This is a genomic window from Actinomyces glycerinitolerans (assembly GCF_900098745.1).
In the GTDB taxonomy this organism is placed as follows: domain Bacteria; phylum Actinomycetota; class Actinomycetes; order Actinomycetales; family Actinomycetaceae; genus Actinomyces; species Actinomyces glycerinitolerans.
Map to the genome: position 1 here is coordinate 38,614 of NZ_FQTT01000013.1, position 21,841 is coordinate 60,454.

Genomic DNA, 21,841 nt, shown 5'->3' on the forward strand with positions numbered 1-21,841 from the left:
CGTGAAGGCTCTGGTCGTCATACCCACCTACAACGAGATCGAGACCCTTGCAGGGGCGCTCGACGGCGTACGGCAGGCCGCGCCGGAGGCCCACATCCTGGTGGTGGACGACAACTCGCCCGACGGCACCGGCCGTCTCGCCGACGCCCGCGCCCAGGCCGACGACCACATTCACGTGCTGCACCGCAATCAGAAGAGCGGGCTGGGTCCAGCCTATCTGGCGGGCTTCTCCTGGGCACTGGCCTCCGGATATGAGCTGGTATGCGAGATGGACGCCGACGGCTCCCACCGGCCGGAGGACCTGGCGCTGCTGATTCAGCGCGCGGAGATGGCCGATGCGCCCGACCTGGTGATCGGGTCCCGCTGGGTGTCCGGCGGTGCCACCGCGGATTGGGATGCGAAGCGCGTGGCCCTGTCCCGCGGCGGCAACCTGTACATCAACGCCATGCTGGGGCTGGGGGTCAGGGATGCGACCGCGGGCTTCCGGGTGTACCGGGCGAGCCTGCTGCGTCGCTTGAATCTGGGAGAGGTGGAGGCGCTCGGCTACGGCTTCCAGGTCAACATGACCAAGCTGGTGGCCGACGCCGGTGGACGCATCGTGGAGATGCCCATCACCTTCCGGGAGCGGGAGGCGGGCCGGTCCAAGCTGTCCGGCGGGATCTTCTCCGAAGAGCTGGCCCTGGTCACCAAGTGGGGGCTGGCCCGGCGCGGGGCGCAACTGGCGGACGCGGCCGGCTCGGCGGCGACCGCCGTGCGCGGCGCCGCCGACCGCTTCCGGCGCGCGGCTCAGAAGCGTTCGCGGTAGATCTCCCCGGAGCGCAGCATCTCCAGGCGCTCGTCCAGCAGGACCTTCAGGTCCTCAATGTCGCGGCGCTCCAGCAGCATGTCCCAGTGCGTGCGCGGCGCCTTCTTCGGCTCGTCCGACTCGGGCTCATCCTCGCCGCGCAGGGCGGCGGCCTGGCCACATTCGGGGCACTCCCAGGTGGGGGGCACCTCCGCCTCCACGGACATAGGCACGGTGGTGACGTGGCCCAGGGGGCACTCGTAGGTGATGTTCTGCCTGGCGGCGAACTCGACGCCCTCCTCGGACTCCATCGACTTCGCGCCGATCGTCATGCCTCGCAGTGCGCGATCCGCCATGCTGGTGGCCTTCCTTCTCGCTGTTGCTTAACTGCCGAGAGGATAACGCACCCGGGCCACGGCGCATTCCCGCGCCGCCGCACCCACCCGAGCGAATGCCCGGCGCCGGAACGCGACTACCGCCCGGCGTACTGCGGCATACTTGGCGCCATGGCAACCAAGCGTATCGGAATCCTGACCGCCGGTGGCGACGCCCCGGGACTCAACGCCGCGATCCGCGGCTTCGGCAAGGCGGCAATCGGCGAGCATGGCTGGAAGCTGATCGGTTTCCGCGATGGCATGCGCGGCCTGGCGGAGAACCGATACACCGAGCTGGACGGCGCGGCCCTGTCCGGCATCCTGACCACCGGTGGCACCATGCTCGGCACGAGCCGGGACAAGGTGCACCGCATGATGGTGGACGGCGAGGCCCGCGACATGATTCCCACCATCGTGGAGAACGTCGAGAAGGACAAGCTGGACGCCCTGGTGTGTCTGGGCGGGGGTGGAACCGCCAAGAACGCCCGTCGACTGATGGACGCCGGCATTAATGTGCTGCACCTGCCCAAGACCATCGACAACGACATCGTGCGCACCGACACCTCCTTCGGCTTCTCCACCGCCTTGGAGATCGCCACCGAGGCGGTGGACCGGCTGCACTCCACAGCGCACTCCCACCACCGCATCATCCTCACCGAGATCATGGGCCACCGGGCCGGGTGGCTGGCCCTCGGGGCGGGCGTGGCCGGGGGCGCGGACGTCATCCTGCTGCCCGAGGTTCCGTACTCGGTGGAGGCGATCGCGGAGAAGATCCAGCGGCGCCGCAAGCAGGGATCGAGCTTCTCGGTCGTGGCCGTCGCGGAGGGCGCCCGCAGCGTCAAGGACGCCGAGGAACTCGCTCACGCCCAGGCCCTGGTCAAGGACGCCTCCAGCCCGGAGCTGAAGGCCATGGCGAAGAAGGGCGTCAAGGCGCTGGAGGCCTCCCACCGCGCCAACACCTTCACTCTGGCCGAGCAGCTCGAGGCCGCCACCGGCCTGGAGGCACGGGTGACCATCCTGGGCTACGTACAGCGCGGCGGCACCCCGAATGCGGCCGACCGGCTGTTGGGAACCCGTCTGGGCGTGGCCGGGGCCAACGCCATCGCGGACGGCAAGTACGGCGTCATGGTCGCCGACCGCGGGCACGACACCGCACTGGTGCCCCTGAAGGACGTGGCCGGCAAGGTCAAGTACGTGCCGCGCGACCACGAGTGGATCAAGGCCGCCCGCGCGGTCGGCACCGCCCTGGGCGACTAGGCGGCCGGAGCCTGCCTGGGCGGCACCGCCGTCGAGGAGCGGACCACCAGTGAGCCGGCCGGCCGGCCGGCAGTGCCCCTAGTCCAGCGCTCGTGTTCCCGGGAGCACCTCGGGGTCGTGGTTGGCCAGTAGGCCCAGGCAGCGCGGATCGTCGCCGGCGGCGCGCACCCAGTCCAGTGAGCGCTTGGCCTGTGCCGCGTCGACGACGACACCGGGCCGTAGTCCCTCCTCAAAGGAGGGGCGGCCGTAGCCGGCGTCGGAGGTCAGCAGCAGGAAGTGGCGCGGATCGGGGACGCCCGGTGCATCGACGCCGTCGACCCACCGATCCCGGTCGGTCTCCGCGACCGCGCCGGTGCGCACGATGGTGGCGCACAGTCCGCGGGCGTGCCCCGGCACCGCCACCATCACCAGGCTGCCGTCCCCGAAGACATCGAATCCGGCGCCGAAGGGGCCCACCTGTGTGTTCCAGCTGAAGGTGCCTACGTCCACACCGTCCCACTCGTGGCGCAGATAGCGCAGGCGGTCGGTATTGCCCGCCTCCCACTCGGGGGAGGAGACCAGAATGCGGGGAGCCTCCTTGACATGCGACAGGCCGTCGGCGTGGTCGCAGTGCAGGTGGCTGAGCAGCACCAGGTCGAGGTCACGTGGCCGAATGCCGCGCTCTTCGAGTTGCTCGTGGACGGCCGCTCCGACTGGCAGCACCGCCTTGTTCACGGGGTACTGAGTTCGCAGGTTGGCGATCTGTCCGGCTCGTGTCCGGTTGCGGGCGTTCCAGCCGGTGTCTATGAGAATGAGTCCGTGGGGCCCCTCCAGCAGGTAGCAGGACACGGGCGCCTCAATCAGGTGACGGCGGCTCCGGCCGAGGTGCGTCCAGGCCAGCGGACGATCGGAGTCCCGGTGGTAGGGGAGAGCCTCATCGATGATGACGGTGCCGGTGTGCAGCACCGTCAGCTTAGCGGTGGCGGCGGAGATATCAGGCATGCGGGTTTCCTTTCACGTGGGGGCGTAGTGGCCCTGTTTCCAGTAGGCGTTGGAGCAGTCCGGGGGCCAGGGCGGCGAAGCTGTAGCGGCGGGGCACGACGGTGGTACGGGCGCGCCGATTGATACTGCGTACGATCTCCTTCACCACTTGGTCGCGATCGACGGGGGTGAACACGCCGCGGTATCCGCCCCAGGCGGCGGTCAACGCGGCGTTCTCCCGCAGCGTGGCTTGCATTGGGGTGTCGAAGAAGGTCGGGTGCACACTGCCGACGGTGACGCCGCTTCCTGCCAGTTCCAGGCGCAGGCTGTTGCACAGGGCGACGACGCCGGCCTTCGAGGCGGCGTAGGAGGACTGCATGGGGGAGTGGACGAATGCCGCCAAGGAGGAGACGGCCACCAGGTGCCCACGGGTCCGGCGCACATACGGCAGGGTCGCTCGGAAGGTGCGCCATACGGCGGTCAGGTTCGTATCTATGTCGCGTTCGAAGGCCCGCGGATCTACGTCTTCGAGGGTGTCGGCGGTGTCGGTTCCGGCGCCGGCGATGACCACGTCGATGCGTCCGAAGTGGTCCGCCGTCCGCGCCGCGACCCCTTCGAGCTGTGCCAGCTCCGCCACGTTCCCTTGCAGGGCCAAGGCGCGATCCGGGCCGCCGAGTTCCGCGGCGAGTGCTGCGAGTCGCTCCTGTGAGCGGCCCACGAGCGCGATGCGGGCGCCGTGGCGGTGAAGCTCGCGTGCCAGGTCGGTGCCGAGTCCTCCCGTGGCGCCGGTGAGCAGCACAACGGCTTCGTCCAAGTTCAGGCGCCGGCCGTGACTCCTGCGCCCAGCCGCGCGATTACGGGCCGCGGTCATGAATTGACGCCTTCGTCCGTGGAGACGCCGCGGTCGGCCGCACGGCCGCCAAGCCCGGGTGCGGTCATGCGCAGCACCAGATCGCGCAGTAGACCGGAGGTCGCCTCGACGCCCGGGGCGTGTGGGTCGGCCAGCCAACGGCGCATGGTCCAGGTGACGCCCGCGGCGATCGCCTCACTACTTACCTGCAGTGGCAGGGGCCCCGCGGCGAGCGCGGCGGTGGCGGGGGAGGAGCTGCGCAGCCTCTCGGCGAGGTACTGAATGATCGCCGCTTCGGTGGCCGGACCTCCGGGACCGTTGAGTACGCGCAGGAAGAACTCGGCGTGGGGTTGCATGCGCGTGAGCAGTTGCCGGAAGGTCGCCGCCAGTTCCTCGGCGTCGGCCTGCCGTGCGGCGGCTGCCGGCGGGGCCGCGGCGAATACGTCCTCGAGCCGGGCCATGGCGGCCGCGGCGAAGGCCCCGGGCAGATCCGGGAAGGAGGCGTAGAAGGTAGGGCGGGTAAGCCCGGCGCGCTTGACGACGTCGGTGATCGTGATCCCTACGGGGTCGCGTTCGTCGAGCAGCGCGGTCGCGGCGATGACCAGTCGTTGCCGCGACTGTGGTGAAGAGGCGGTGCGCGAGTCGGTGCACGACGCCGTTTGGAGGTTCGATGTCACACCCCCGACTTTACACATGTAAAGTCGTGCGCGAAAGTAACAGCTCACGCATCGGCGGGCACAGCCCGGGAAGCCGTGCCGGGTAGTTCAGGGCCGGCAGGACCAACAGACACCGCTCGTCACCCACATTAGGCGCATTGCACATCCACTCAGGCACTGTGACCGTTGCCATAGGGACGAATGCCGGCTCGTTCCAGCAAGAGCTTGCCGTACCGCCGGGAAGTCAACTAAAATTGACGGCATGAAAACCCTGATCGGCGCCGACGACGACGCACCATTGAAAGAGCTCGGACGCATCGTGCGCAAGCGCAGGCAACTCGACGCCGCCGAGGAAGTCGCCGTGCGCCGGGCGCGCAACGCCGGCCACAGCTGGACGGCCATCGGCGCCGCGCTGGGCATCAGCAAGCAGGCCGTCCATCGCCGCTACGGGAAGTAGCACGCGAGACGCAGCCGAACCGGCGCCAGTTGGAACACACTCAGACGAAGCCCGGCCGCCCAGTCCGGACCGGTCAACGCCCCCGCCAGCAACGCCGATAATGTACATTATGTCATTTCTGGGTTGAGGCGTTGATCCGAGGACCAGGTCCGCCCGCCCCGCCCCAGGACCTGCCTCAAACTCAGAGGGCGCTCCTCCCCTCAGAGCCCCACACGCAACAGCGCGACCGCCGGCACTCAACCGTGCCCAGATTCCGATGCTGCTCGAATGCCGCTCACACGGAACACCCTGCCGCCGAGGGCAAGCTGTTGCGCAGTTCGCGGATCGTCAACTTGGTCCGGCCGAGCGGATATGGGTCTACAGCCTCCCGCCGGCAACGAACCGCTTAGGAGTTCAAAGAAGGAGCCTCGGTGTTTCTTGCTCTGCGTGAGATTCAGCATGAGCCCGGTCGTTTCGCGCTCGTCGTCTCGGTGATCACGCTGATCACCTACCTCACCTTCTTCCTCGCCTCCCTCGCCACCGGCCTGGCCGGCTCCTACCGGGCCATCGTGGACAGCTGGCACTCGGGCAGCATCATGGTCACCGAGGCGTCCAACGAGAACATCTCGGCCTCGCAAATGACCAACGACCAAGTGGTCCGCGCCACATCAATTGCCGAGGACGCCGACACGCATGCCTCACCCCTCATCTCCGTTCCCGTCGTGGCGCAGCTGCCTTCAAGGGCGGACGGGGACGGCGCTCAGGGCGACGCGGAGAACGAGTCCAAGGCGGACGTCTTCGCCTTCGGCATCGACTTGGACGGCCGGCTCTCCCCCACCATCGTCTCCGGCTCCGGGATCACCGATCCGACTAAAGAAGTCCTGGCCGACGAGAGCCTGCGGGCGGACGGACTGGCCGTCGGCGACACGGTTCGGCTCCTGGGCTCGGACCACGAGTGGACCGTCACCGGCCTGACTCGGGACACCACGTTCCAGGCCACCCCCGTACTCACCATGGATGCGAACGCCCTGCGCGAGAAGGGACCGGTCACCCAGTCCCCCGCGACCAGCGCCGTCGTGCTTGACGGCAACATCACGGAGGACTCGCGAGCGGTCGAGGCGGCCTCGGCCGCCGGGCTCACGCTTTTGACGACCGAGGAGCTGATTCAGACGTTGCCCGGGTACTCCGCCCAGGTGCTGACATTCACCCTCATGATCGGCTCCCTCATTCTCGTGGGCGCACTGGTACTCGGGATCTTCCTCTACGTACTCACCCTCCAGAAGCGCCCGGTTCTGGGCATCCTGAGGGCGCGCGGGGTCCCCACCGGCTACCTCATCCGCTCCGGAGGCGCCCAGACCGCGGTCCTTGCGGCAACCGGCGTCCTGATGGGCCTGCTGCTGACCCTGCTGACCTCGGTCATCCTTCCAGACGTCGTCCCGTTCCGCCTGTCTGCGGGACTCAACGCCGTGATCGCTACCGCCTTCATCCTGGTATCGGTCCTGGGAGGGCTGGCGTCGGTGCGCGTTATCGCCCGCATTGATCCTGTGGAGGCAATCTCATGAGACACGACGCCCATCTGCATACAGACGCGCCTACTGCGGCGGCAATGGCGCTGTCCGGGGTATCGCGCGACTACCACCAGGGCAGGGAGATCGTGCACGCACTGAGAAGCACGGATCTGGAAATCCACGGCGGTGAGCTTGTCGGCATCCTGGGCCCCTCCGGTTCGGGCAAGTCGACTCTTCTGACCGTTATGGGCGGATTGCGCACGCCCACCACGGGTACCGTTGAAATCGACGGGAGCCCGTTCTCCGCGCTACCCGAGAAGAAGCGCGCGCAACTGCGTCGGCGATGCCTGGGCTTTGTGCTCCAGGGCTCGGGCCTGGTCCCGTTCCTGACTCTGGCCGACCAGTTCGCGCTGCATGACCGGGTGCTGCGGCGCGCCCCCGCCACGGAGCGTCGCGATGAGTTGCTCGCCATGCTGGGCATCGGGGAACGCGTTCGCGCCTACCCTTCCCAGATGTCTGGGGGTGAGAAGCAGCGCGCCGCGATCGCCGTCGCCGTGTACCACGATCCCAAGGTGATCCTGGCCGATGAGCCCACGGCCGCACTAGATTCGCACCGGGCCCACGACGTGGCCCAGTTGCTCGCGCAGCAGACACACGAACTGGGTAAGGCGACGGTGATGGTCACCCACGATGAACGGATCCTGCCGGTCTGCGACCGGGTCATGGTCATGCACGACGGCGTGCTCAACGACCAGGGGCGTTACGAGCCGCCGTGACCCCCGCGGCTCAGGCACTGCGAGGACCTCTATGCCCTGCCGAGACGCCTGCGCGCAACGAGGCGTGCGCATGGCCCACCACCCCGCGCCTGTCCGGTCATCGGCAGGAACTAGTCCCCGGGAATATGTGCAGGTCATGTGGGCGGCAGTCGCCGGTGCGGCATATGCTTGCCCGGTATGGGAACCCACCACCCCGTGACATGGTCTAGAATGTTATGACATAGATGCGGCCAAGACGGCCGTTTGGTGGCCGGATGCACAACATCGGCCTGCCAAGGACTAGGCTTAGGCGGGATTTGTCGGACGGCCGCGCAAATCGGTCGGCCCGGTGTTACAGATTCATGCAGTAGTCTCACAAAGGAGTCGCCGTTGGTCGTACGTCACGAACCCACGCTGGCTGACGTCGCCGAAGTCGCCGGCGTCTCCCTAACGACCGTATCCCGGGTCCTCAACAACCGCGGATACCTCAGCCAGGCGACTAAGGATCGAGTCGCCAAGGCGATCGCCCAGCTCAACTACCGGCCCAATCAGGTCGCCCGTGCGCTGCATGGCAAGTCGACCAACATCATCGGCGTAATCGTGCCGACGGTCGCCCTCCCCTTCTTCGGCGAGCTCGCCGATGAAATCGAGACCGCCCTGGCCGAGCACCACTACCGGATGCTCGTGTGCAACTCGATGGGCCGGGCGGAGCGGGAGCGGGAGTACCTGGACCTGTTGGTCTCCCACCGCGTCGATGGCATCATCTCTGGCGCTCACAACGACGACCTCAGCGAGTACCAGACGGTACGTATGCCGCTGGTGACGATCGACCGGGACATCTCCCCCACGATCCCGAACATCCGCTGCGCCAACGAGGCGGCCGCACACCAGGCCACTCGTTTGCTGCTGGATCGCGGGGCCCTCCGCCCTGCGCTACTCACCTCACGCACGGGTCCGCACAACCGGCGCGAGGCCGGTTACCGGAGTGTCCTGGAGCAGGCCGGCGTCGAGCCGCTCATCTTCACCGTCGACTTCCATACTCCCGATGACGAGCGGGCCCGTCTCATCGACGCCCACCTGGACGCCGCAGCAGACCAGATCGACGCCGTCTTCGCCACCGATGACCTGTCTGCGGCCGCGGTCCTGGACTGGGCCGAGCGCCACGGCCGGCGCGTGCCAGAGGACTTCAAGGTGATCGGATTCGACGGAACCTCCGCCGTGCGGCGCGCTCTGCCGGGCCTGGCCACGGTCCGCCAACCCCTGACCGACATGGCGCACGCCGCCGTCGAGGTGCTGCTGGCCCAGATTCAGGCGCATGCCAATGGTGAGGACGCCACTCCGGTGGACTCCCCCATAGAGCTGCCCGGAGAGCTGCTTCCCGGCAAGACGACGTAGCCGTCGTCTTCTCCCGCCGCTCCCCCACGCCGCGGCATGCGGGGGTGCGAAGGCCGGTGGCCGCCCCGGTTTCCCGGGACGGCCACCGGCCTTCGTTTACGGGACTCGGCAGGTCCTACACGCGCGGCTCAAGCGCCCACCGGCTCGGTGGCGGGGGCGACGGCGTACAGCGCGTCGCCGCGGTCGACTGCGCCGGTGTGCTCGTCGGTGACGCCACCGAAGGCGGTCGCGTTGGACACCACGATCGGGGTGACGGTCTGGTAGCCGTCCGCGGTTACGCCGGCCCAGTCGACCTCGACCAGCGTCTGTCCGCGCAGCACCTTGTCACCGGCGGAGACCCGCGGGGTGAAGTGCTTGCCGTTCAGTTCAACGGTGTCCATGCCGACGTGGATCAGCAGCTCGACGCCGCTGGCAGAGCGGATGCCGTAGGCGTGGCCGGTCGGGAAGGCGACCAGCACCTCGCCATCAACCGGCGAGACGACGGGCCCGGAGTCCGGCACCACCGCCAGGCCCGGACCAAGCATCCCGGAGGCGAAGGTCTGGTCCTGCACCTCGGACAGCGGTACCGCCCGCCCCTGGATGGGAGAGGTGATGGTGAAGTCGGTGGCGGCCTCGGCGGGCAGTTCGACGGTGGCCGCATGCGCCTTGGTGGCCTCGGCCTCCAGCGCCGCCTCGTCCACCTCATCGTCTGCGGCGAAGGACGCCTGCCCCTTGGGAGTACGGCCGTAGACGAAGGCGGCTGCGAAGGCGATGATGAAGGTGGCAATCTCCAGCACCACGTAGATCGGGATCTTATCGGTGATGATAGAGACGAAGCCGACGAATCCGGCGGCGCCCAGAGCGGCACCGCGCACGTGGAACAGGGCCACGCCGGCACCACCGATGGCGGCAGCCCCCATACCGATGAAGAACGGCCAGCGCAGGCGCAGGTTCACACCGAAGATGGCCGGCTCGGTGATACCGAAGACGGCGGAGACACCACCGGCACCGGCAAGACCCTTCATCTTGGCATCCTTGGTGAGGGCGAAGACCGCCAGGGCGACGGCACCCTGGGCGACGTTGGCCATGGAGGCGATCGGGAAGATGAAGTCACCGACGCCGCCGTTGACGGGCAGCAGCGGGATCTCGACGGCCGGGAAGGACTGGTGCAGACCGGTGACCACGATCGGCGAGTAGACCAGGCCGAACAGGAAACCACCGACCGGGCCGAGGGTGTTGTAAGTCCAGTCCAGGCCCTCGGTGATCCAGATGGACAGCTGCCGGGTGATGGGACCGACGATCACGAAGGTGAGGAAGCCGGTCAGCAGCATGGTGATCAGCGGCGTTAGCAGGAAGTCCGCGGTTCCCGACAGCCGCTTGTGCAACCACTTCTCGATGGTGGATAGGATCCAGGCGACGCACAGCACCGGGATGACCATCGCCTGGTAGCCGATCTTGTCGACCGTCAGGCCGAACAGGCTCCAGGTGTCGGAGGCGCCCATGTACTCCCAGAAGGCCTGGGCGGCGTCCTCCTTGGCCATGTCATATGCGGACAGCAGCGAGGTGGAGACCATGGCGGCACCCATCGCCGCACCCAGGTAGACATTGCCGCCGAAGCGCTTGGTGGCCGAGTAGCCGACCAGCACCGGCAGGAAGGCGAAGGCCGCCGAGGAGATCATGTTGATCAGGTCGGCGTAGTCGGTCAGCCAGGTGTAGTGCCCGACCAGCGAGTCGCCGTGCAGGAAGAAGAGCAGGCCCTCGGCTCGGAGCACGTTGTTGATCGCCATCATCAGACCGCCGGCGATCAGGGCGGGAAGGATCGGGACGAAGATGTCCGCGATCATCTTGATGAAGCGGGAGACGATATTGCCGCTCTTGGCGGCCTCCTGCTTGGCCTCGTCCTTGGAGACCTCCTTGACCCCGCCGGTCTTGACCATCTCGTCGAACACGATGTCGACGTCGCCGGGACCGACGATGATCTGGAACATACCGCCGGCGACGAAGGTGCCCTTGAGATCGGGATCCTTGTCCAGCGCCTTCTGATCCACCTTGTCCATGTCATTAAGGACAAGGCGCAGGCGGGTCGCGCAGTGCGCGGCCGCATTGATGTTATCCGCGCCACCGACGTATGTCAGGACGTCTTTCGCCACGCGGGCGTGATCCATAGCCACCCGGGCTTCCTTTCTGTGGGAACTGATCACTCTGCATTGAGCTCGACGGAAGGTTCCGGTACGCCGGGGGTCGGTCGCCGACCGGGCGCTTAGACCTATGTCAAACGTTGGTCAGACTACCTTCGCCCCTGAAGTTCCGCAACCTTTGGGGCCGGGCAATTCGCCGCGTTGACGCGCCCCGCCGCGGACGCGCGCCCCAAGCCTGCACTCAGTCGTAAACGACGGTGCCCGCCGTCAGTTGCGCTCCGTCGTCGGCCAGCAGGCCGGCACCGGTGGCGTGCGGGGCGACGAAGCTGCGCAGAGTGAAGGCGATCTCGCCGTCACCGACGAACACCTCGGTAATGGAACGGTCGTGCAGCACCTCCAGTCGCGGCGCCGTGCCTGCGGGCAGGGTGACGATGCGGGTGGCGCCGTGCTGCGTGTAGCGCGAGCGGGACCGATCCACGATCAACTGCGTGGCGCCGTCGGTGGCACGGGCAAGCTCGATGGTGACGCAGGAGTCGGCGGTGCCGATCCGCAGCCCCCACCGGTCCGCATCGGGCGCGGCCTGGAGACGCAACTGCCAGGAGCGGTGCCCCTCCAATTCCCGGATGGGGGCGGCCGCTTGACGGCCCTCCCCCACCAGGGTTAGCCCAGGCGTGGCGTCGCTCGGCGTTGTCACCGGCCGTTGTAGCAGGCGACCGCCGCGCAGGGTCAGCACGCGCGGCACCGTCAAGGCATGCACCCAGCCGCCGGTGTCGATCGAAGGCTGATCATCCTCGGAGGCGTTGCCCGCCCACGCGGTCAGCAGGACCGGGCCGGGCTCGCTGGGACGCCGTGCGAAGGCCTGCGGCGCATAGAACTCGAATCCGCGGTCCAGCTCGGCGAAGGTCCCGTCGCACTCGCGCAGCTCGGTGCCCACCAGGCGGCCGACGGTGTAGACGCAGGGGAAGATGTTCTCGTAGCCCTCGGTGTCGGGGGCGACTCCCTGCGGGCACCAGATCAGCACGTCACGCACCTGCCCGGTAAGCTCGTCGGTCAGGTGCACCAGGCCGGGGCACTCCCACATGTAGCCGAAGTGGTCGAAGGCGCCGCCGGCGTCGGGGAAGGTCAACTCACCCTCCAGCTCCCACTCACGCAGGTCGGTTGAGCGGTACAGCAGTGCGGTTCCGGTCAGGTCTTCGCGCTGGACGCCCAGAAGCATGCGGAAGCTGCCGGGTTCATCGGGATCGCGCCACACCTGCGGGTCACGGTAGTGAGCGGTGTAGCCGGCGGGGTGGTCGGGCAGCAGCGGATTGTCCGGCCACTTGGTGAAGCCGGCCAGGTCGGGGCTGGTGACCAGGCACTGGCTGGCGGTGCGCTCATCGGTGACCGGATCCTTGAGGTTGCCGGTGTAGAAGAACTGGTAGGGGGCGCCGGCTGGGGCCGCGGCGGTCTCCTCCGCCTCCAGCACGAGCGCACCGCCGGAGTAGGCGCCGGAGCGGTCGTAGAACGAGTCGGGGATGATGGCCGGATCGTGGTGGGTCCAGTGCAGCAGGTCCCTGGAGGAGGCGTGTCCCCAGTACACCAGCTTGCGGTGTGGGTGGAAGGGGCTGAACTGGTAGAAGGCGTGGTAGGTGCCGGAGTCCACCAGCAGGCCATTGGGGTCATTGAGCCGTCCGACGGGCGGGGCCAGATGCACCACGGGGTAGTCGGGGTCTGCGGCTGCGTGTGAGCGGGCTACAGCCTCCAGGGCGGCCGCTCTCAGATCCTCGGTCATGTGGCGACACTAACAGCCGGACTCGTTAGGCATCACCCGAACGCGCACACGAGGTGTCGGCGGTTTAGTGGAAGTACGGGATGATGAGCCACAGCCCGAACAGGGCGATGGCCACCACGCAGGCGATGAAGAAGCCCGCGGCCACTTCGGCGGCGTGCAGCCCGTTCACCTCGCCGGACTGCCGCTTGATGCGCACCGCGGTGAGCATGCGCACGGCCGCGGAGGTGACGGCGAGGATGAAGGCCGCTCCGACCACGGTGACCAGCGTGACCAGGCCCAGCGAGGACCAGTCGATGCTCATACCAGCGCCCCCGTCCCCCGGTCACTGGGGCTGGTACCCACAAGCTCGGCCTTGACCTGCTCCAGGCTCCTCGGGGGCCGCCCCAACTCCGGATCCGTCTGCTTGGCGACGACCACCTTGTCGGCGTCGTTGACGTTGGAGAAGTCCACCTTGTTGTGGTTGGCCTGGCGGATGATGAGCAGGGCGCTGAGCAGCAGCAGCACAATCACCCCAATGGTGCCGATGACCCCGCCCTTGACGGCGATGAAGGAGGTGACGGCACCAACCACGGCGGCACATGGCAGCGTAATGAGCCAGGCGGCGCCCATCTTCCCAAAGGTGCCCCAAGAGACCTTGGCGCCTCGGCCGATACCTGTGCCGAGGATCGATCCAGTGCAGATGTGCGTGGTGGACAGGGCGAATCCCAGGTGGGAGGAGGCCAGGATGGCGACGGTGGACGTCGTCTCCGCGGCGAATCCCTGCGGCGGATCGATGTGGACCAGGCCCTTGCCCATCGTCCGCATGATGCGCCACCCGCCGGAGTAGGTGCCCAGCCCGATGGCCGCGCCGGCGGCGAGTACGACCCACGAGTACGGTGCGGATCCCGCCTCCTGGTATCCGGCGGCAATGAGCACCAGGGTGATCACCCCCATGGTCTTCTGCCCGTCGGAGGTGCCATGGGCCAGGGCCACCATGGAGGCGGAAATGCGCTGGCCGTTGCGGAACATCTTGTCACCGAACTTGTCCGTGGGACCGGTAATCCGGTAGCTGACCCAGGTGGCGACAGCCGACGCCGCCGCGGCTACGGCGGGGGCGATCAGGGCGGGCAGCATGATCTTGGAGATCACCGTGCCCCAGTGAACCCCCTGGAATCCGGCGGCGACGACGACGGCGCCGATCAGTCCGCCGAACAGGGCGTGTGAGGAGGAGGAGGGGAGGCCCAACAGCCAGGTGGCGAGGTTCCAAAGGATCGCACCGGCCAGTCCGGCGAACACCATTTCGGGGGCCGCCTGGATCAGGGCGTCGTCGAACATGCCGTGGGAGATCGTCCTGGCGACCTCGGTGGAGAGGGTGGCGCCGACGACGTTCAGGACGGCGGCGATCAGCACGGCGCGCCGCGGCGTGAAGGCGCCCGTGGCAACGGAGGTTGCCATGGCGTTGGACGAATCGTGGAAGCCGTTGGTGAAGTCGAAGACGAGCGCCGTGACTACGACCACGACCACGATGAAAAGGGTTGTACTCATGCCATTCCCGGTCGGGTGGGCGGGAGCGCGGTCGCGTCGGAGGCTGTCCGGCACTTAACGCACCCGGGTCGTGTGAAAGCGACCTGCTGTCATTTTTACCCCGCCGGCGCGAGCCGCCGAAGCCCAGACGGAGGGAATTCACCAACTGTTCACTCGAGGTGTGGTGGCGGCGACGTCGTCGCTCGGGCCCAGTGGGCCGGGTCACCCCCGGGGGCCAAGCCGAAGAGTGGCAAAGAGGCCCACGCCTCACCGCTGCGCCGCCGCGCCGCCGGGCACCGGACGGGCCCGAGCGATAGGGTCGTTTCCATGGCAGCCCGAAGCGGTAGCAGCAATACGCGACAGACCCCCAAGCGTCGGCGCGCACCCTCCGCGCCCCTGGACCTCGGCATTGACCTGGGTACGACGCGCACCGTCGTGGCCCGTGCGGACCGAGGCAACTATCCCGTCGTCGGCTTCACCGACACCGACGGCGACGTACACGAGTTCTTCCCCTCACTGACGGCGCTCACCGACGACGGCCTGGTACACGGCTTTGCGGCCCGGGCGGCCGCCCGGAACGGCGCACCGCTGCTGCGCAGCCTCAAGCGCCTGCTCTCCTCTCCCGCGGTCACCGCCCAGACACCCGTGCAGCTCGGTGACGCGAGCTTCACGGTGCTGGAGCTATTGACCAGTTTCCTGACGACAGTGCGTGCACAGCTGACCGACTCCGGCGCATTGGAGGGCGCGGACCCGGGCTCCGAGGACGCCAACATCGTGGTGGCGGTACCGGCGCACGCCTATGGAGCGCAGCGGCTGATCACCCTGGACGCCTTCCGGGCGGCCGGCTTCCACGTCACCGCGATGCTTAACGAGCCCAGCGCCGCCGGCTTCGAGTACACCCACCGCAAGTCCGCGACCGTGTCCTCCCGGCGCACTCGGGTGCTGGTGTATGACCTGGGCGGCGGCACATTCGACACCTCGCTGGTGGACGTGCGTGGTCGGTCGCACGAGGTTCTCGCCTCACGCGGGGCCTCCGACCTCGGCGGCGACGACCTCGACCTGCTGCTCGCCCAGCTGGTGCTGGACCGGGCCGGGGTGGCCGAGGAGGAGCTGACCAGCAGGGAGCAGGATGACCTGCTCGACGAGTGCCGCGACGCCAAGGAGTCGATGGCACCGCAGACCCGGCGCCTGCTGATCACCTTGCGTGGCAGGGACGTGGTACTGCCGGCGGCGGACTTCTACGCCGCCGCGACGCCGCTGCTCCAGCGCAGCCTGGACACCATGGCCCCGCTGATCGGCCGACTGGACGACGGCGGACCCGACCTGGCCGACATTGCCGGCATCTACCTGGTGGGCGGTGGCTCCGCCTTCCCGCTGGTGCCGCGGCTGCTGCGGGAGCGCTTCGGACGGAGGGTGCACCGCTCCCCCTACCCGGGCGCCTCCACCGCGATCGGCCTGGCCATCGCCGCCGACCGCAATGCGGAGGTGGCACTCACCGACCGGCTCTCCCGCGGCTTCGGCGTTTTCCGGGAGGCCGACGCCGGTGCGCGCACCGTGTTCGACGCCCTGCTGACCGAGGAATCGGTGCAGGAGCGGGCCGACGGCGAGTCCGGCACGATCATCACCCGCCGCTACCCGGCCGTACACAACATCGGCCGCTACCGGTTCGTGGAGTGCGCCGGGGTGGATGCATCCGGCGAGCCACGTGGCCGGCTCGCGCCTTATGAGGATGTGCTGTTTCCCTTCGACCGCTCCTTGCGCGATGCCGAGGACCTGGCGGCGATACCGGTGCATCGGCTCGGCAACGGCCCACAGGTGGAGGAGCGCTACGAGATCGACGGTGCGGGGCTCATTCGCGTGACATTGACGGACCTGTCGGACGGCTACTCGCGCACCTACGTGCTGGGCCGTCGTACCGCCTGAAGTACGACGCCGCCCGGCGTGCGCCTTGAGGCGCACGCCGGGCGGCGTCGGTTCTGTTGCCGGTTGTCTCAGACCTGATCCGAGGCCCGGGTGAGCGCCGCGGTCTCGTCCGCGGTGAGCGTGAGCGTGAGGGCGTCGACGATGGGTCCGAGCTGTTCGAGGGTGCGCGCGGAGGCCAGCGGGGCCACCACACCGGGGCGGTCTCGCAGCCAGGCCAGGGCGACCGCGGCGGGGGCGACGTCGTGCGCAGCAGCAACCTCGCGCAGCACGTCCACGACGGCGAAGCACTCCGGGCGCAGGTAGTCCTCCACCCAGCCGCCGCGCGGCGAGGCCACCTCCGCGCCGGTCGCGGCGGCGGGCCGGTATTTGCCGGTGAGGAATCCGGAGGCGAGGGCGAAGTAGGGCACCATGCCCAGCTGGTGAGCGGCGGCAACCTCCCCGCGGTTGCCGGGGCCCTCGACGTCGTGCCGGTGCACCAGGTTGTAGTGGGGTTGGAGCGCAACCGGAGCCGCGAAGTCATTGGCGGCGGCGATGGCGCACCACTCCTCAACGCGGTCGGGGGTGTAGTTGGACAGCGCCACGTGGCGGGTCTTGCCGGCGACACGCGCCTCCTCGAAGGCGGCGACCGTTTCCTCCAGCGGCGTGTTCGGGTCGTCGTAGTGGGCGTAGTAGACGTCCACGTGGTCGGTGTGCAGCCGCTCCAGAGACTCGTCCAGGGCGGTGCGGATGTTGCCGGCGGCGAGGCCTTCGCGCCCGGGCTTGGTGGCTACCTTGGTGGCGATGATGACGTCGTCGCGGCGGCCGCGGTCCGCCAGCCAGCTACCGATCACGGCCTCGGACTCGCCGCCGACGTGGCCTTCGGCCCAGTGGGAGTAGCCGTCGGCCGTGTCGATGAAGTTTCCGCCGGCGTCCACGTAGGCGTCCAGAATGCGGTGGGCGGTGGGTTCGTCGGCCGTCCAACCGAAGACGTTCCCACCCAGACCGATGGGGCTGACGGAAACATCGGAGTTCCCGAGTGTTCTGGTTGGCGCCATGTTGTACCTCTTCGAGTTTGTTATCAGACCGCCTGCTGCTTGGCCGCACGGCGCTTGGCGAGCTCATCCTCGACGACCGGGGCGTCGGCGGCGTGCTCGACCGGAAGCTCGGCGAGCGATCCCTCGATCTCATGCCAGACGCGTCCGACCGCGATGCCGAAGACGCCCTGGCCGCCCTGGACCAGGTCCACGACCTCGTCGGCGCTGGTGCACTCGTAAACGGAGGCGCCGTCGCTCATCAGGGTGATCGAGGTCAGGTCCTCGACCCCGCGCGCGTGCAGGGCGTTGATGGCCACCCGGATCTGCTGGAGTGAGACCCCGGTGTCGAGCAGGCGCTTGACGATCTTGAGCAACAGGATGTCGCGGAACGCGTACAGCCTCTGGGAGCCGGAGCCCTTGGCTCCACGGATGGAGGGCTCGACCAGGCCCGTGCGGGCCCAGTAGTCCAGTTGCCGGTAGGTGATGCCGGCGGCGCGGCAGGCGACCGGTCCGCGATAGCCGGTGTTGACGTCCAGGTGCGGGAGCGGGTCACCGAAGAGCATCCCCTGCGTGTGCTGGGGTGCGGGTGCGTGAAGACTCGCTTCGTTGGCGCTCACTTGCCGGCTCCTGTCGAGATCGGGGCGTGCGCGGGGACGCACGCGCGGGCCGGTCCTCCCGGCCACTGCTCCACGATAGAACCCGTCGTGGGCGGACTCAATGTCAGGCACGCCGAACAAACGGCATTGAGTTGAGGTTGAGGTTCACGCTCGACTCCCCCGCTGCTCCGACGGCGCGAAATTGCGCGGATAACCCGCAACACCCGCAAGAGAAATGTGACGCGATGCACATCAACTTTCACATCTGTCACAAGAGCCACGCGTGTCGCAGAAAGCCGACCGGTCGGGACGGGCGGGGTCACGCATCTTCCGAGACGGCCCCGTCCAACTCCCGCCGCCACCGCAGCATGCGCTGCTGCAATGCCTCCTCGCCCAGATCGATGCCGCGCAACCGCAGCAGCGCGTCGGTGGCCAGCATCGGCAGGGACAGCACGTCGGCCAGAATCAGCGCGTCGCTGGGGACACAGGGCACCACCTTCGGCAGGCCGGGTGCCGCGGCGTCGAGCACCGCGGCGGCGCATAGGCCGCCGTCCGCATCGACGTCGAGCTCCACCCGCAGTATGGCCGAGCCGAAAGCATCCACGCAGGCAGTCAGAAACGGCACCCAGCTGGGGGGCCGGTTGTGGCTGGGGGTGCTCAGCAGCAGTCCGTCCCGCGCCCCCACGGGGACGGTGATCATGCCAGGGCCCCCGTCCTCCATGAGGACGGCGACCAGGCCTGAGTCCGGGACCGTGGAACGGACTCCCATCAGTGACATGGTCCGCACGCTCATAACCTACCGGCGGGTCGGCGGTGCTGTCCTGGGAACGGTGACAGAAGTATCTGGAGTAGCCGACTGGTATACGACGGTCAGCGCAGCGCGTCGACGGCGTGGTGCAGCAGGCTGGTGTGCAGCTGCGCCAGCACCCCGGCCAGTTCCGCGGCCGCGTCCTCCCCCGCCGTCGTTGAGCGACTGCGCTTGTGCTGGGTGGCCAGTTCGATGGCGTCGGCCTCACGCTCGGCGGCGCTGCGCACCGTCCGCAGATTGCGCAGGGGCACGCCCAGCCGGCCCGCCCTGAGCGCGAGCGACACGGTGGTGAGGGCACGGGAGTCGAAGCGGCCGTGCGCGTCGGGCACAATGATGCCGATCGTCACGAGTTCCTCGATCTGCGCCAGCGACGCCCCCGAGTGGTGCACCAGGTCATCGGCGTCGAAGGCGCCGGCCACGGTACGGCCGTCCGAGGCCACCACCCGCGCCACCGGGGCCGGCGGCGGGGCGTCCATATCCCCGTCCAACTCCGTCAGACGCTCGCGAATCACCGACAGCGGCAGGTACTCGTCGCGCTGCGCGGTCAGGGTGTAGCGCAGCCGCTCCATGTCGGCGACCGAGTAGCGCCGATAGCCATTGCCGACCCGGTGCGGGGAGATGAGTCCCTCGGCCTCGAGATAACGCACCTTGGAGACGGACAGCGCAGGGAACTCGGCTTTGAGGCGGTCGACCACCTCACCGATCTTCATCGCCGGCTCGCGGGAGACCCCGCGCGGCCACGGTTCGGATCCCTCGGCGGGCGCCAAGTCGTCGGCCGCCCCACGCCGGGCGGCGGCGCCGGTCACTGCGCGGCCCGCTGGGGCGCGGGGTGGTAGGTCATGCGGTACTTGCCGATCTGGACCTCATCGCCCGCGCGCAGGGCCACCTGCTCCACGCGCTGGCGGTTTACGTAGGTGCCGTTGAGCGAGCCCTGATCGCGCACGGAGAAGCCGCCGGCGGGCAGCGCGGTGAAGACCGCGTGCTTGCGGGAAACCGTGACGTCGTCGAGGAAAATGTCTGCGCGCGGGTGCCGTCCGACGGTTGTCTCGGCGGAATCGAGCAGGAAGCGAGCGCCGGCGGTCGGTCCCTGCTGCACCAGGAGCAGCGCCGTGCCCGCGGGCAGTGCCGCGATGGCGGCCCGGTCCTGAGCGGAGATGCCCACTGAGGGGACGTCGGGCTCAACGGGGACGCCAATCGCCCCGAAGGCCTGGGTCGAGGTGGGATCCGGTTCCATCGGCGTGCTCGACATCTGTTCCCCTCCGGTCGGGCGGTGCCGGTCGCACCGCTGTGGTCAAACCATACCGTTGCCGCGGTGGGCCGCCGCAATGCGTGGTCCGGAAAAGGTCCCGGCCGGGGCCGGATGCGGCTGATGGCGTTTCACCCGGCCCCGAGTCCAGGACTCAGTTCCACTTCTCCTCGGCGCGGCCCGGCTCGGCCCACAGCACGTGGTAGACGCCCTCGGGGTCGTCCACACGGTGATAGGTGTGAGAGCCGAAGAAGTCGCGCTGTCCCTGGATGAGAGCGGCGGGCAGGCGCTGGGCGCGCAGCTGGTCCACGTAGGCCAACGAGGCCGCGAAAGCCGGTGCGGGCACGCCCGCCAGGGCGGCGGCGGAGACCACCTGCCGCCAGGCCGGCAGGGCGGCTCGCAGCGCGTCCGCGAAGGTGGGGGCCGTCAGCAGGCTGGGCAGCTGGGGGTCGGCCTCGTAGGCGCGGGTTATGTCGTCCAGGAAGCGGGCGCGAATGATGCAGCCGCCGCGCCAGATGCGGGCCATGGCGCCCAGGTCCACATTCCAGTCGTGCTGTGCGGACGCGGTGGCGATCTCGTCGAAGCCCTGGGCGTAGGCGGCGATCTTGGACCCGTACAGGGCCTGGCGCACGGCGTCGACGAAGGCGTCGCGCTCGGGGCCGGCGGCCAGATGCGGCACGGTGGTGCCGGCGTTCAGGCCTGCGGCCCGCACGGCGGCCCGCTGCGCGGGAGCGGAGGAGGCCGCCCGCGCGAAGGTGGCCTCCGCGATGGCGGGCACGGCCACGCCCAGGTCCAGGGCCGTGCGGGTGGTCCAGGCGCCCGTCCCCTTCTGGCCGGCGGCGTCCACGATCACGTCCACGAAGGGCGCGCCCGTGGCCGGGTCCACCCGGTCCAGGACCTCGGTGGTGATGTCGATCAGGTAGGAGTCCAGCTCGGAGTGCTTCCAGTCGCGGAAGACGTCGGCGATCTCGGGCACGCTCATTCCGGCCACGCCGCGCAGCAGATCGTAGGCCTCGGCGATCAGCTGCATGTCGGCGTACTCAATGCCGTTGTGCACCATCTTCACGAAGTGGCCGGCGCCGCCGGGGCCGACGTGCGTGCAGCAGGGCTCGCCGTCCACGTGGGCGGAGATGGACTCCAGCAGCGGCCCGAGGCGCTCGTAGGAGGCGTCGGTGCCGCCGGGCATGATCGAGGGGCCGAGCAGTGCCCCCTCCTCACCACCGGACACACCCATGCCAACGAAGTGGATGCCCTGCTCGCGCAGGGAGGTCTCGCGACGCTCGGTGTCCTCATAGAAGGTGTTGCCGGCGTCGACGATGATGTCTCCCGGCTCCAGCAACTCGCGCAACTGCTCGATGACCGCCTCGGTGGCGGAGCCGGCCTGCACCATGATGATCACGGCGCGCGGCCGCCGCAGCGAGGCGACGAAAGCGGCCGCGTCGACGGCCGGCACGAAGTCGCCCTCGCCCCCGTGCAGGTCCATGAGCCGCTCCGTGCGGGCCGGGGTGCGGTTGAACACCGCGACCGAGTGACCATGGCGGGCGAGGTTGCGAGCCAGGTTGGCGCCCATCACCCCCAGCCCGTACACGCCTATATCCGCTGAGGCGGGCTGCGGGACGAAGTCGCTCGCTGAACTCATCGCAATCCTCTTCTGCCCGTCCGCACGGGCCACGGTTCTGGGATCGGTTATTGGGCAAGGTTACGCGCCGGGCAGGCTCCCGGCGCGCCCCAGAGCCTACCGTTGGGGCCGTCGCGTCGTACACGGCCGGTGAGAACTTGAAACACGCCCTGACAGACACCCCCTCGACACCCGCCCTGCCCGGCGTCGGTGTCGGCCGAGCGCATAGAGTGGATACGGTCGGCCCTGCACCGCATCCGGGATCCGAGTG

Annotated in this window: 21 protein-coding genes; 7 read left to right on the forward strand and 14 right to left on the reverse strand. The window is 68.8% G+C overall.

The genetic code is table 11. The annotated features are described in order from the left end of the window. Position 1: 1 nt before the first annotated feature. Positions 2–805 (forward strand): polyprenol monophosphomannose synthase, encoded by an 804-nt coding sequence (locus ACGLYG10_RS11810; RefSeq protein ID WP_073332245.1) that lies wholly within the window; start codon positions 2–4, stop codon positions 803–805. On the opposite strand, the gene ACGLYG10_RS11815 is transcribed toward ACGLYG10_RS11810, so the two are convergent. Next, positions 787–1,140 (reverse strand): RNA polymerase-binding protein RbpA, encoded by a 354-nt coding sequence (locus tag ACGLYG10_RS11815; RefSeq protein ID WP_073332247.1) that lies wholly within the window; start codon positions 1,138–1,140, stop codon positions 787–789. The genes ACGLYG10_RS11810 and ACGLYG10_RS11815 overlap by 19 nt on opposite strands. 150 nt (positions 1,141–1,290) lie before the next feature. Between ACGLYG10_RS11815 and ACGLYG10_RS11820 the strand changes: the two genes are divergently transcribed. Next, the gene (locus ACGLYG10_RS11820) at positions 1,291–2,415 is read left to right on the forward strand and encodes a 6-phosphofructokinase (RefSeq protein ID WP_073332249.1); all 1,125 of its coding nucleotides are present in this window, start codon (positions 1,291–1,293) and stop codon (positions 2,413–2,415) included. 78 nt (positions 2,416–2,493) lie between these two features. On the opposite strand, the gene ACGLYG10_RS11825 is transcribed toward ACGLYG10_RS11820, so the two are convergent. From ACGLYG10_RS11825 to ACGLYG10_RS11835, 3 genes are read right to left on the reverse strand one after another with little or no spacing between them, the layout of a single operon-like run. Further along, positions 2,494–3,396 (reverse strand): N-acyl homoserine lactonase family protein, encoded by a 903-nt coding sequence (locus ACGLYG10_RS11825; protein WP_073332252.1) that lies wholly within the window; start codon positions 3,394–3,396, stop codon positions 2,494–2,496. Beyond that, the gene (locus ACGLYG10_RS11830) at positions 3,389–4,189 is read right to left on the reverse strand and encodes an SDR family NAD(P)-dependent oxidoreductase (protein WP_170866512.1); all 801 of its coding nucleotides are present in this window, start codon (positions 4,187–4,189) and stop codon (positions 3,389–3,391) included. Before ACGLYG10_RS11830 ends, ACGLYG10_RS11825 begins: the two co-directional genes overlap by 8 nt. Positions 4,190–4,242: 53 nt before the next feature. Continuing rightward, entirely contained in the window at positions 4,243–4,902 is a 660-nt protein-coding gene (locus ACGLYG10_RS11835) for a TetR/AcrR family transcriptional regulator (RefSeq protein ID WP_073332258.1), read from the reverse strand. Between the two features lie 241 nt (positions 4,903–5,143). Between ACGLYG10_RS11835 and ACGLYG10_RS11840 the strand changes: the two genes are divergently transcribed. The 4 genes from ACGLYG10_RS11840 (at position 5,144) to ACGLYG10_RS11855 (ending at position 8,975) form a co-directional block, all read left to right on the forward strand. Further along, a complete protein-coding gene (locus tag ACGLYG10_RS11840; protein WP_073332261.1) occupies positions 5,144–5,338 on the forward strand; it encodes a hypothetical protein in 195 nt (64 codons plus the stop codon). Between the two features lie 410 nt (positions 5,339–5,748). Continuing rightward, positions 5,749–6,879 (forward strand): ABC transporter permease, encoded by a 1,131-nt coding sequence (locus ACGLYG10_RS11845; protein WP_073332263.1) that lies wholly within the window; start codon positions 5,749–5,751, stop codon positions 6,877–6,879. Then, the gene (locus ACGLYG10_RS11850) at positions 6,876–7,601 is read left to right on the forward strand and encodes an ABC transporter ATP-binding protein (protein ID WP_280173617.1); all 726 of its coding nucleotides are present in this window, start codon (positions 6,876–6,878) and stop codon (positions 7,599–7,601) included. Before ACGLYG10_RS11845 ends, ACGLYG10_RS11850 begins: the two co-directional genes overlap by 4 nt. A gap of 369 nt (positions 7,602–7,970) precedes the next feature. Next, complete coding sequence (locus tag ACGLYG10_RS11855; RefSeq protein WP_073332269.1) at positions 7,971–8,975, forward strand: LacI family DNA-binding transcriptional regulator; 1,005 nt, start codon at positions 7,971–7,973, stop codon at positions 8,973–8,975. 128 nt (positions 8,976–9,103) lie between these two features. On the opposite strand, the gene ACGLYG10_RS11860 is transcribed toward ACGLYG10_RS11855, so the two are convergent. The 4 genes from ACGLYG10_RS11860 to ACGLYG10_RS11875 form a co-directional block, all read right to left on the reverse strand. Beyond that, on the reverse strand, positions 9,104–11,119 hold the full coding sequence (locus ACGLYG10_RS11860) for a sucrose-specific PTS transporter subunit IIBC (RefSeq protein WP_170866517.1): 2,016 nt from the start codon (positions 11,117–11,119) through the stop codon (positions 9,104–9,106). Between the two features lie 214 nt (positions 11,120–11,333). Beyond that, entirely contained in the window at positions 11,334–12,863 is a 1,530-nt protein-coding gene (locus ACGLYG10_RS11865) for a glycoside hydrolase family 32 protein (protein WP_073332275.1), read from the reverse strand. A gap of 64 nt (positions 12,864–12,927) precedes the next feature. Further along, positions 12,928–13,164 (reverse strand): hypothetical protein, encoded by a 237-nt coding sequence (locus tag ACGLYG10_RS11870; RefSeq protein WP_073332278.1) that lies wholly within the window; start codon positions 13,162–13,164, stop codon positions 12,928–12,930. Continuing rightward, positions 13,161–14,387, reverse strand: coding sequence for an inorganic phosphate transporter (locus ACGLYG10_RS11875; RefSeq protein ID WP_073332281.1), 1,227 nt, complete (start codon positions 14,385–14,387; stop codon positions 13,161–13,163). Before ACGLYG10_RS11875 ends, ACGLYG10_RS11870 begins: the two co-directional genes overlap by 4 nt. Positions 14,388–14,693: 306 nt before the next feature. Here ACGLYG10_RS11875 and ACGLYG10_RS11880 point away from each other — a divergent pair, with 306 nt between their 5' ends. Further along, positions 14,694–16,289, forward strand: coding sequence for an Hsp70 family protein (locus ACGLYG10_RS11880; RefSeq protein ID WP_073332284.1), 1,596 nt, complete (start codon positions 14,694–14,696; stop codon positions 16,287–16,289). A gap of 68 nt (positions 16,290–16,357) precedes the next feature. Here ACGLYG10_RS11880 and ACGLYG10_RS11885 read toward each other — a convergent pair whose 3' ends face one another. The 6 genes from ACGLYG10_RS11885 to gndA all read right to left on the reverse strand — a co-directional run bounded on the left by ACGLYG10_RS11885 (position 16,358) and on the right by gndA (position 21,591). Next, positions 16,358–17,323 (reverse strand): aldo/keto reductase, encoded by a 966-nt coding sequence (locus ACGLYG10_RS11885; RefSeq protein ID WP_073332286.1) that lies wholly within the window; start codon positions 17,321–17,323, stop codon positions 16,358–16,360. Positions 17,324–17,346: 23 nt separating this feature from the next. Further along, the gene (locus ACGLYG10_RS11890; RefSeq protein WP_073332706.1) at positions 17,347–17,865 is read right to left on the reverse strand and encodes a MerR family transcriptional regulator; all 519 of its coding nucleotides are present in this window, start codon (positions 17,863–17,865) and stop codon (positions 17,347–17,349) included. Between the two features lie 352 nt (positions 17,866–18,217). Next, positions 18,218–18,667 (reverse strand): bifunctional nuclease, encoded by a 450-nt coding sequence (locus ACGLYG10_RS11895; protein WP_139240975.1) that lies wholly within the window; start codon positions 18,665–18,667, stop codon positions 18,218–18,220. A 101-nt stretch (positions 18,668–18,768) separates the two neighbouring features. Further along, positions 18,769–19,416: a transcriptional regulator FtsR gene (gene ftsR / locus ACGLYG10_RS11900; protein ID WP_073332710.1), complete on the reverse strand. Its 648-nt coding sequence runs from the start codon at positions 19,414–19,416 to the stop codon at positions 18,769–18,771. Positions 19,417–19,508: 92 nt separating this feature from the next. Beyond that, on the reverse strand, positions 19,509–19,955 hold the full coding sequence (locus ACGLYG10_RS11905; RefSeq protein ID WP_073332292.1) for an FHA domain-containing protein: 447 nt from the start codon (positions 19,953–19,955) through the stop codon (positions 19,509–19,511). A gap of 151 nt (positions 19,956–20,106) precedes the next feature. Further along, a complete protein-coding gene (gndA, locus tag ACGLYG10_RS11910) occupies positions 20,107–21,591 on the reverse strand; it encodes an NADP-dependent phosphogluconate dehydrogenase (RefSeq protein WP_073332294.1) in 1,485 nt (494 codons plus the stop codon). Positions 21,592–21,841: the final 250 nt, after the last annotated feature.

What these genes read in the sequence shown, in the direction of transcription:
- ACGLYG10_RS11815 (WP_073332247.1), bottom strand. Translation starts at nt 1,140, where the DNA reads ATGGCGGATCGCGCACTGCGAGGCATGACGATCGGCGCGAAGTCGATG.
- ACGLYG10_RS11820 (WP_073332249.1), top strand. Translation starts at nt 1,291, where the DNA reads ATGGCAACCAAGCGTATCGGAATCCTGACCGCCGGTGGCGACGCCCCG.
- ACGLYG10_RS11825 (WP_073332252.1), bottom strand. Translation starts at nt 3,396, where the DNA reads ATGCCTGATATCTCCGCCGCCACCGCTAAGCTGACGGTGCTGCACACC.
- ACGLYG10_RS11840 (WP_073332261.1), top strand. Translation starts at nt 5,144, where the DNA reads ATGAAAACCCTGATCGGCGCCGACGACGACGCACCATTGAAAGAGCTC.
- ACGLYG10_RS11850 (WP_280173617.1), top strand. Translation starts at nt 6,876, where the DNA reads ATGAGACACGACGCCCATCTGCATACAGACGCGCCTACTGCGGCGGCA.
- ACGLYG10_RS11860 (WP_170866517.1), bottom strand. Translation starts at nt 11,119, where the DNA reads ATGGATCACGCCCGCGTGGCGAAAGACGTCCTGACATACGTCGGTGGC.
- ACGLYG10_RS11865 (WP_073332275.1), bottom strand. Translation starts at nt 12,863, where the DNA reads ATGACCGAGGATCTGAGAGCGGCCGCCCTGGAGGCTGTAGCCCGCTCA.
- ACGLYG10_RS11870 (WP_073332278.1), bottom strand. Translation starts at nt 13,164, where the DNA reads ATGAGCATCGACTGGTCCTCGCTGGGCCTGGTCACGCTGGTCACCGTG.
- ACGLYG10_RS11875 (WP_073332281.1), bottom strand. Translation starts at nt 14,387, where the DNA reads ATGAGTACAACCCTTTTCATCGTGGTCGTGGTCGTAGTCACGGCGCTC.
- ACGLYG10_RS11880 (WP_073332284.1), top strand. Translation starts at nt 14,694, where the DNA reads ATGGCAGCCCGAAGCGGTAGCAGCAATACGCGACAGACCCCCAAGCGT.
- ACGLYG10_RS11885 (WP_073332286.1), bottom strand. Translation starts at nt 17,323, where the DNA reads ATGGCGCCAACCAGAACACTCGGGAACTCCGATGTTTCCGTCAGCCCC.
- ACGLYG10_RS11890 (WP_073332706.1), bottom strand. Translation starts at nt 17,865, where the DNA reads ATGCTCTTCGGTGACCCGCTCCCGCACCTGGACGTCAACACCGGCTAT.
- ACGLYG10_RS11895 (WP_139240975.1), bottom strand. Translation starts at nt 18,667, where the DNA reads ATGGGAGTCCGTTCCACGGTCCCGGACTCAGGCCTGGTCGCCGTCCTC.
- ftsR (WP_073332710.1), bottom strand. Translation starts at nt 19,416, where the DNA reads ATGAAGATCGGTGAGGTGGTCGACCGCCTCAAAGCCGAGTTCCCTGCG.
- ACGLYG10_RS11905 (WP_073332292.1), bottom strand. Translation starts at nt 19,955, where the DNA reads ATGTCGAGCACGCCGATGGAACCGGATCCCACCTCGACCCAGGCCTTC.
- gndA (WP_073332294.1), bottom strand. Translation starts at nt 21,591, where the DNA reads ATGAGTTCAGCGAGCGACTTCGTCCCGCAGCCCGCCTCAGCGGATATA.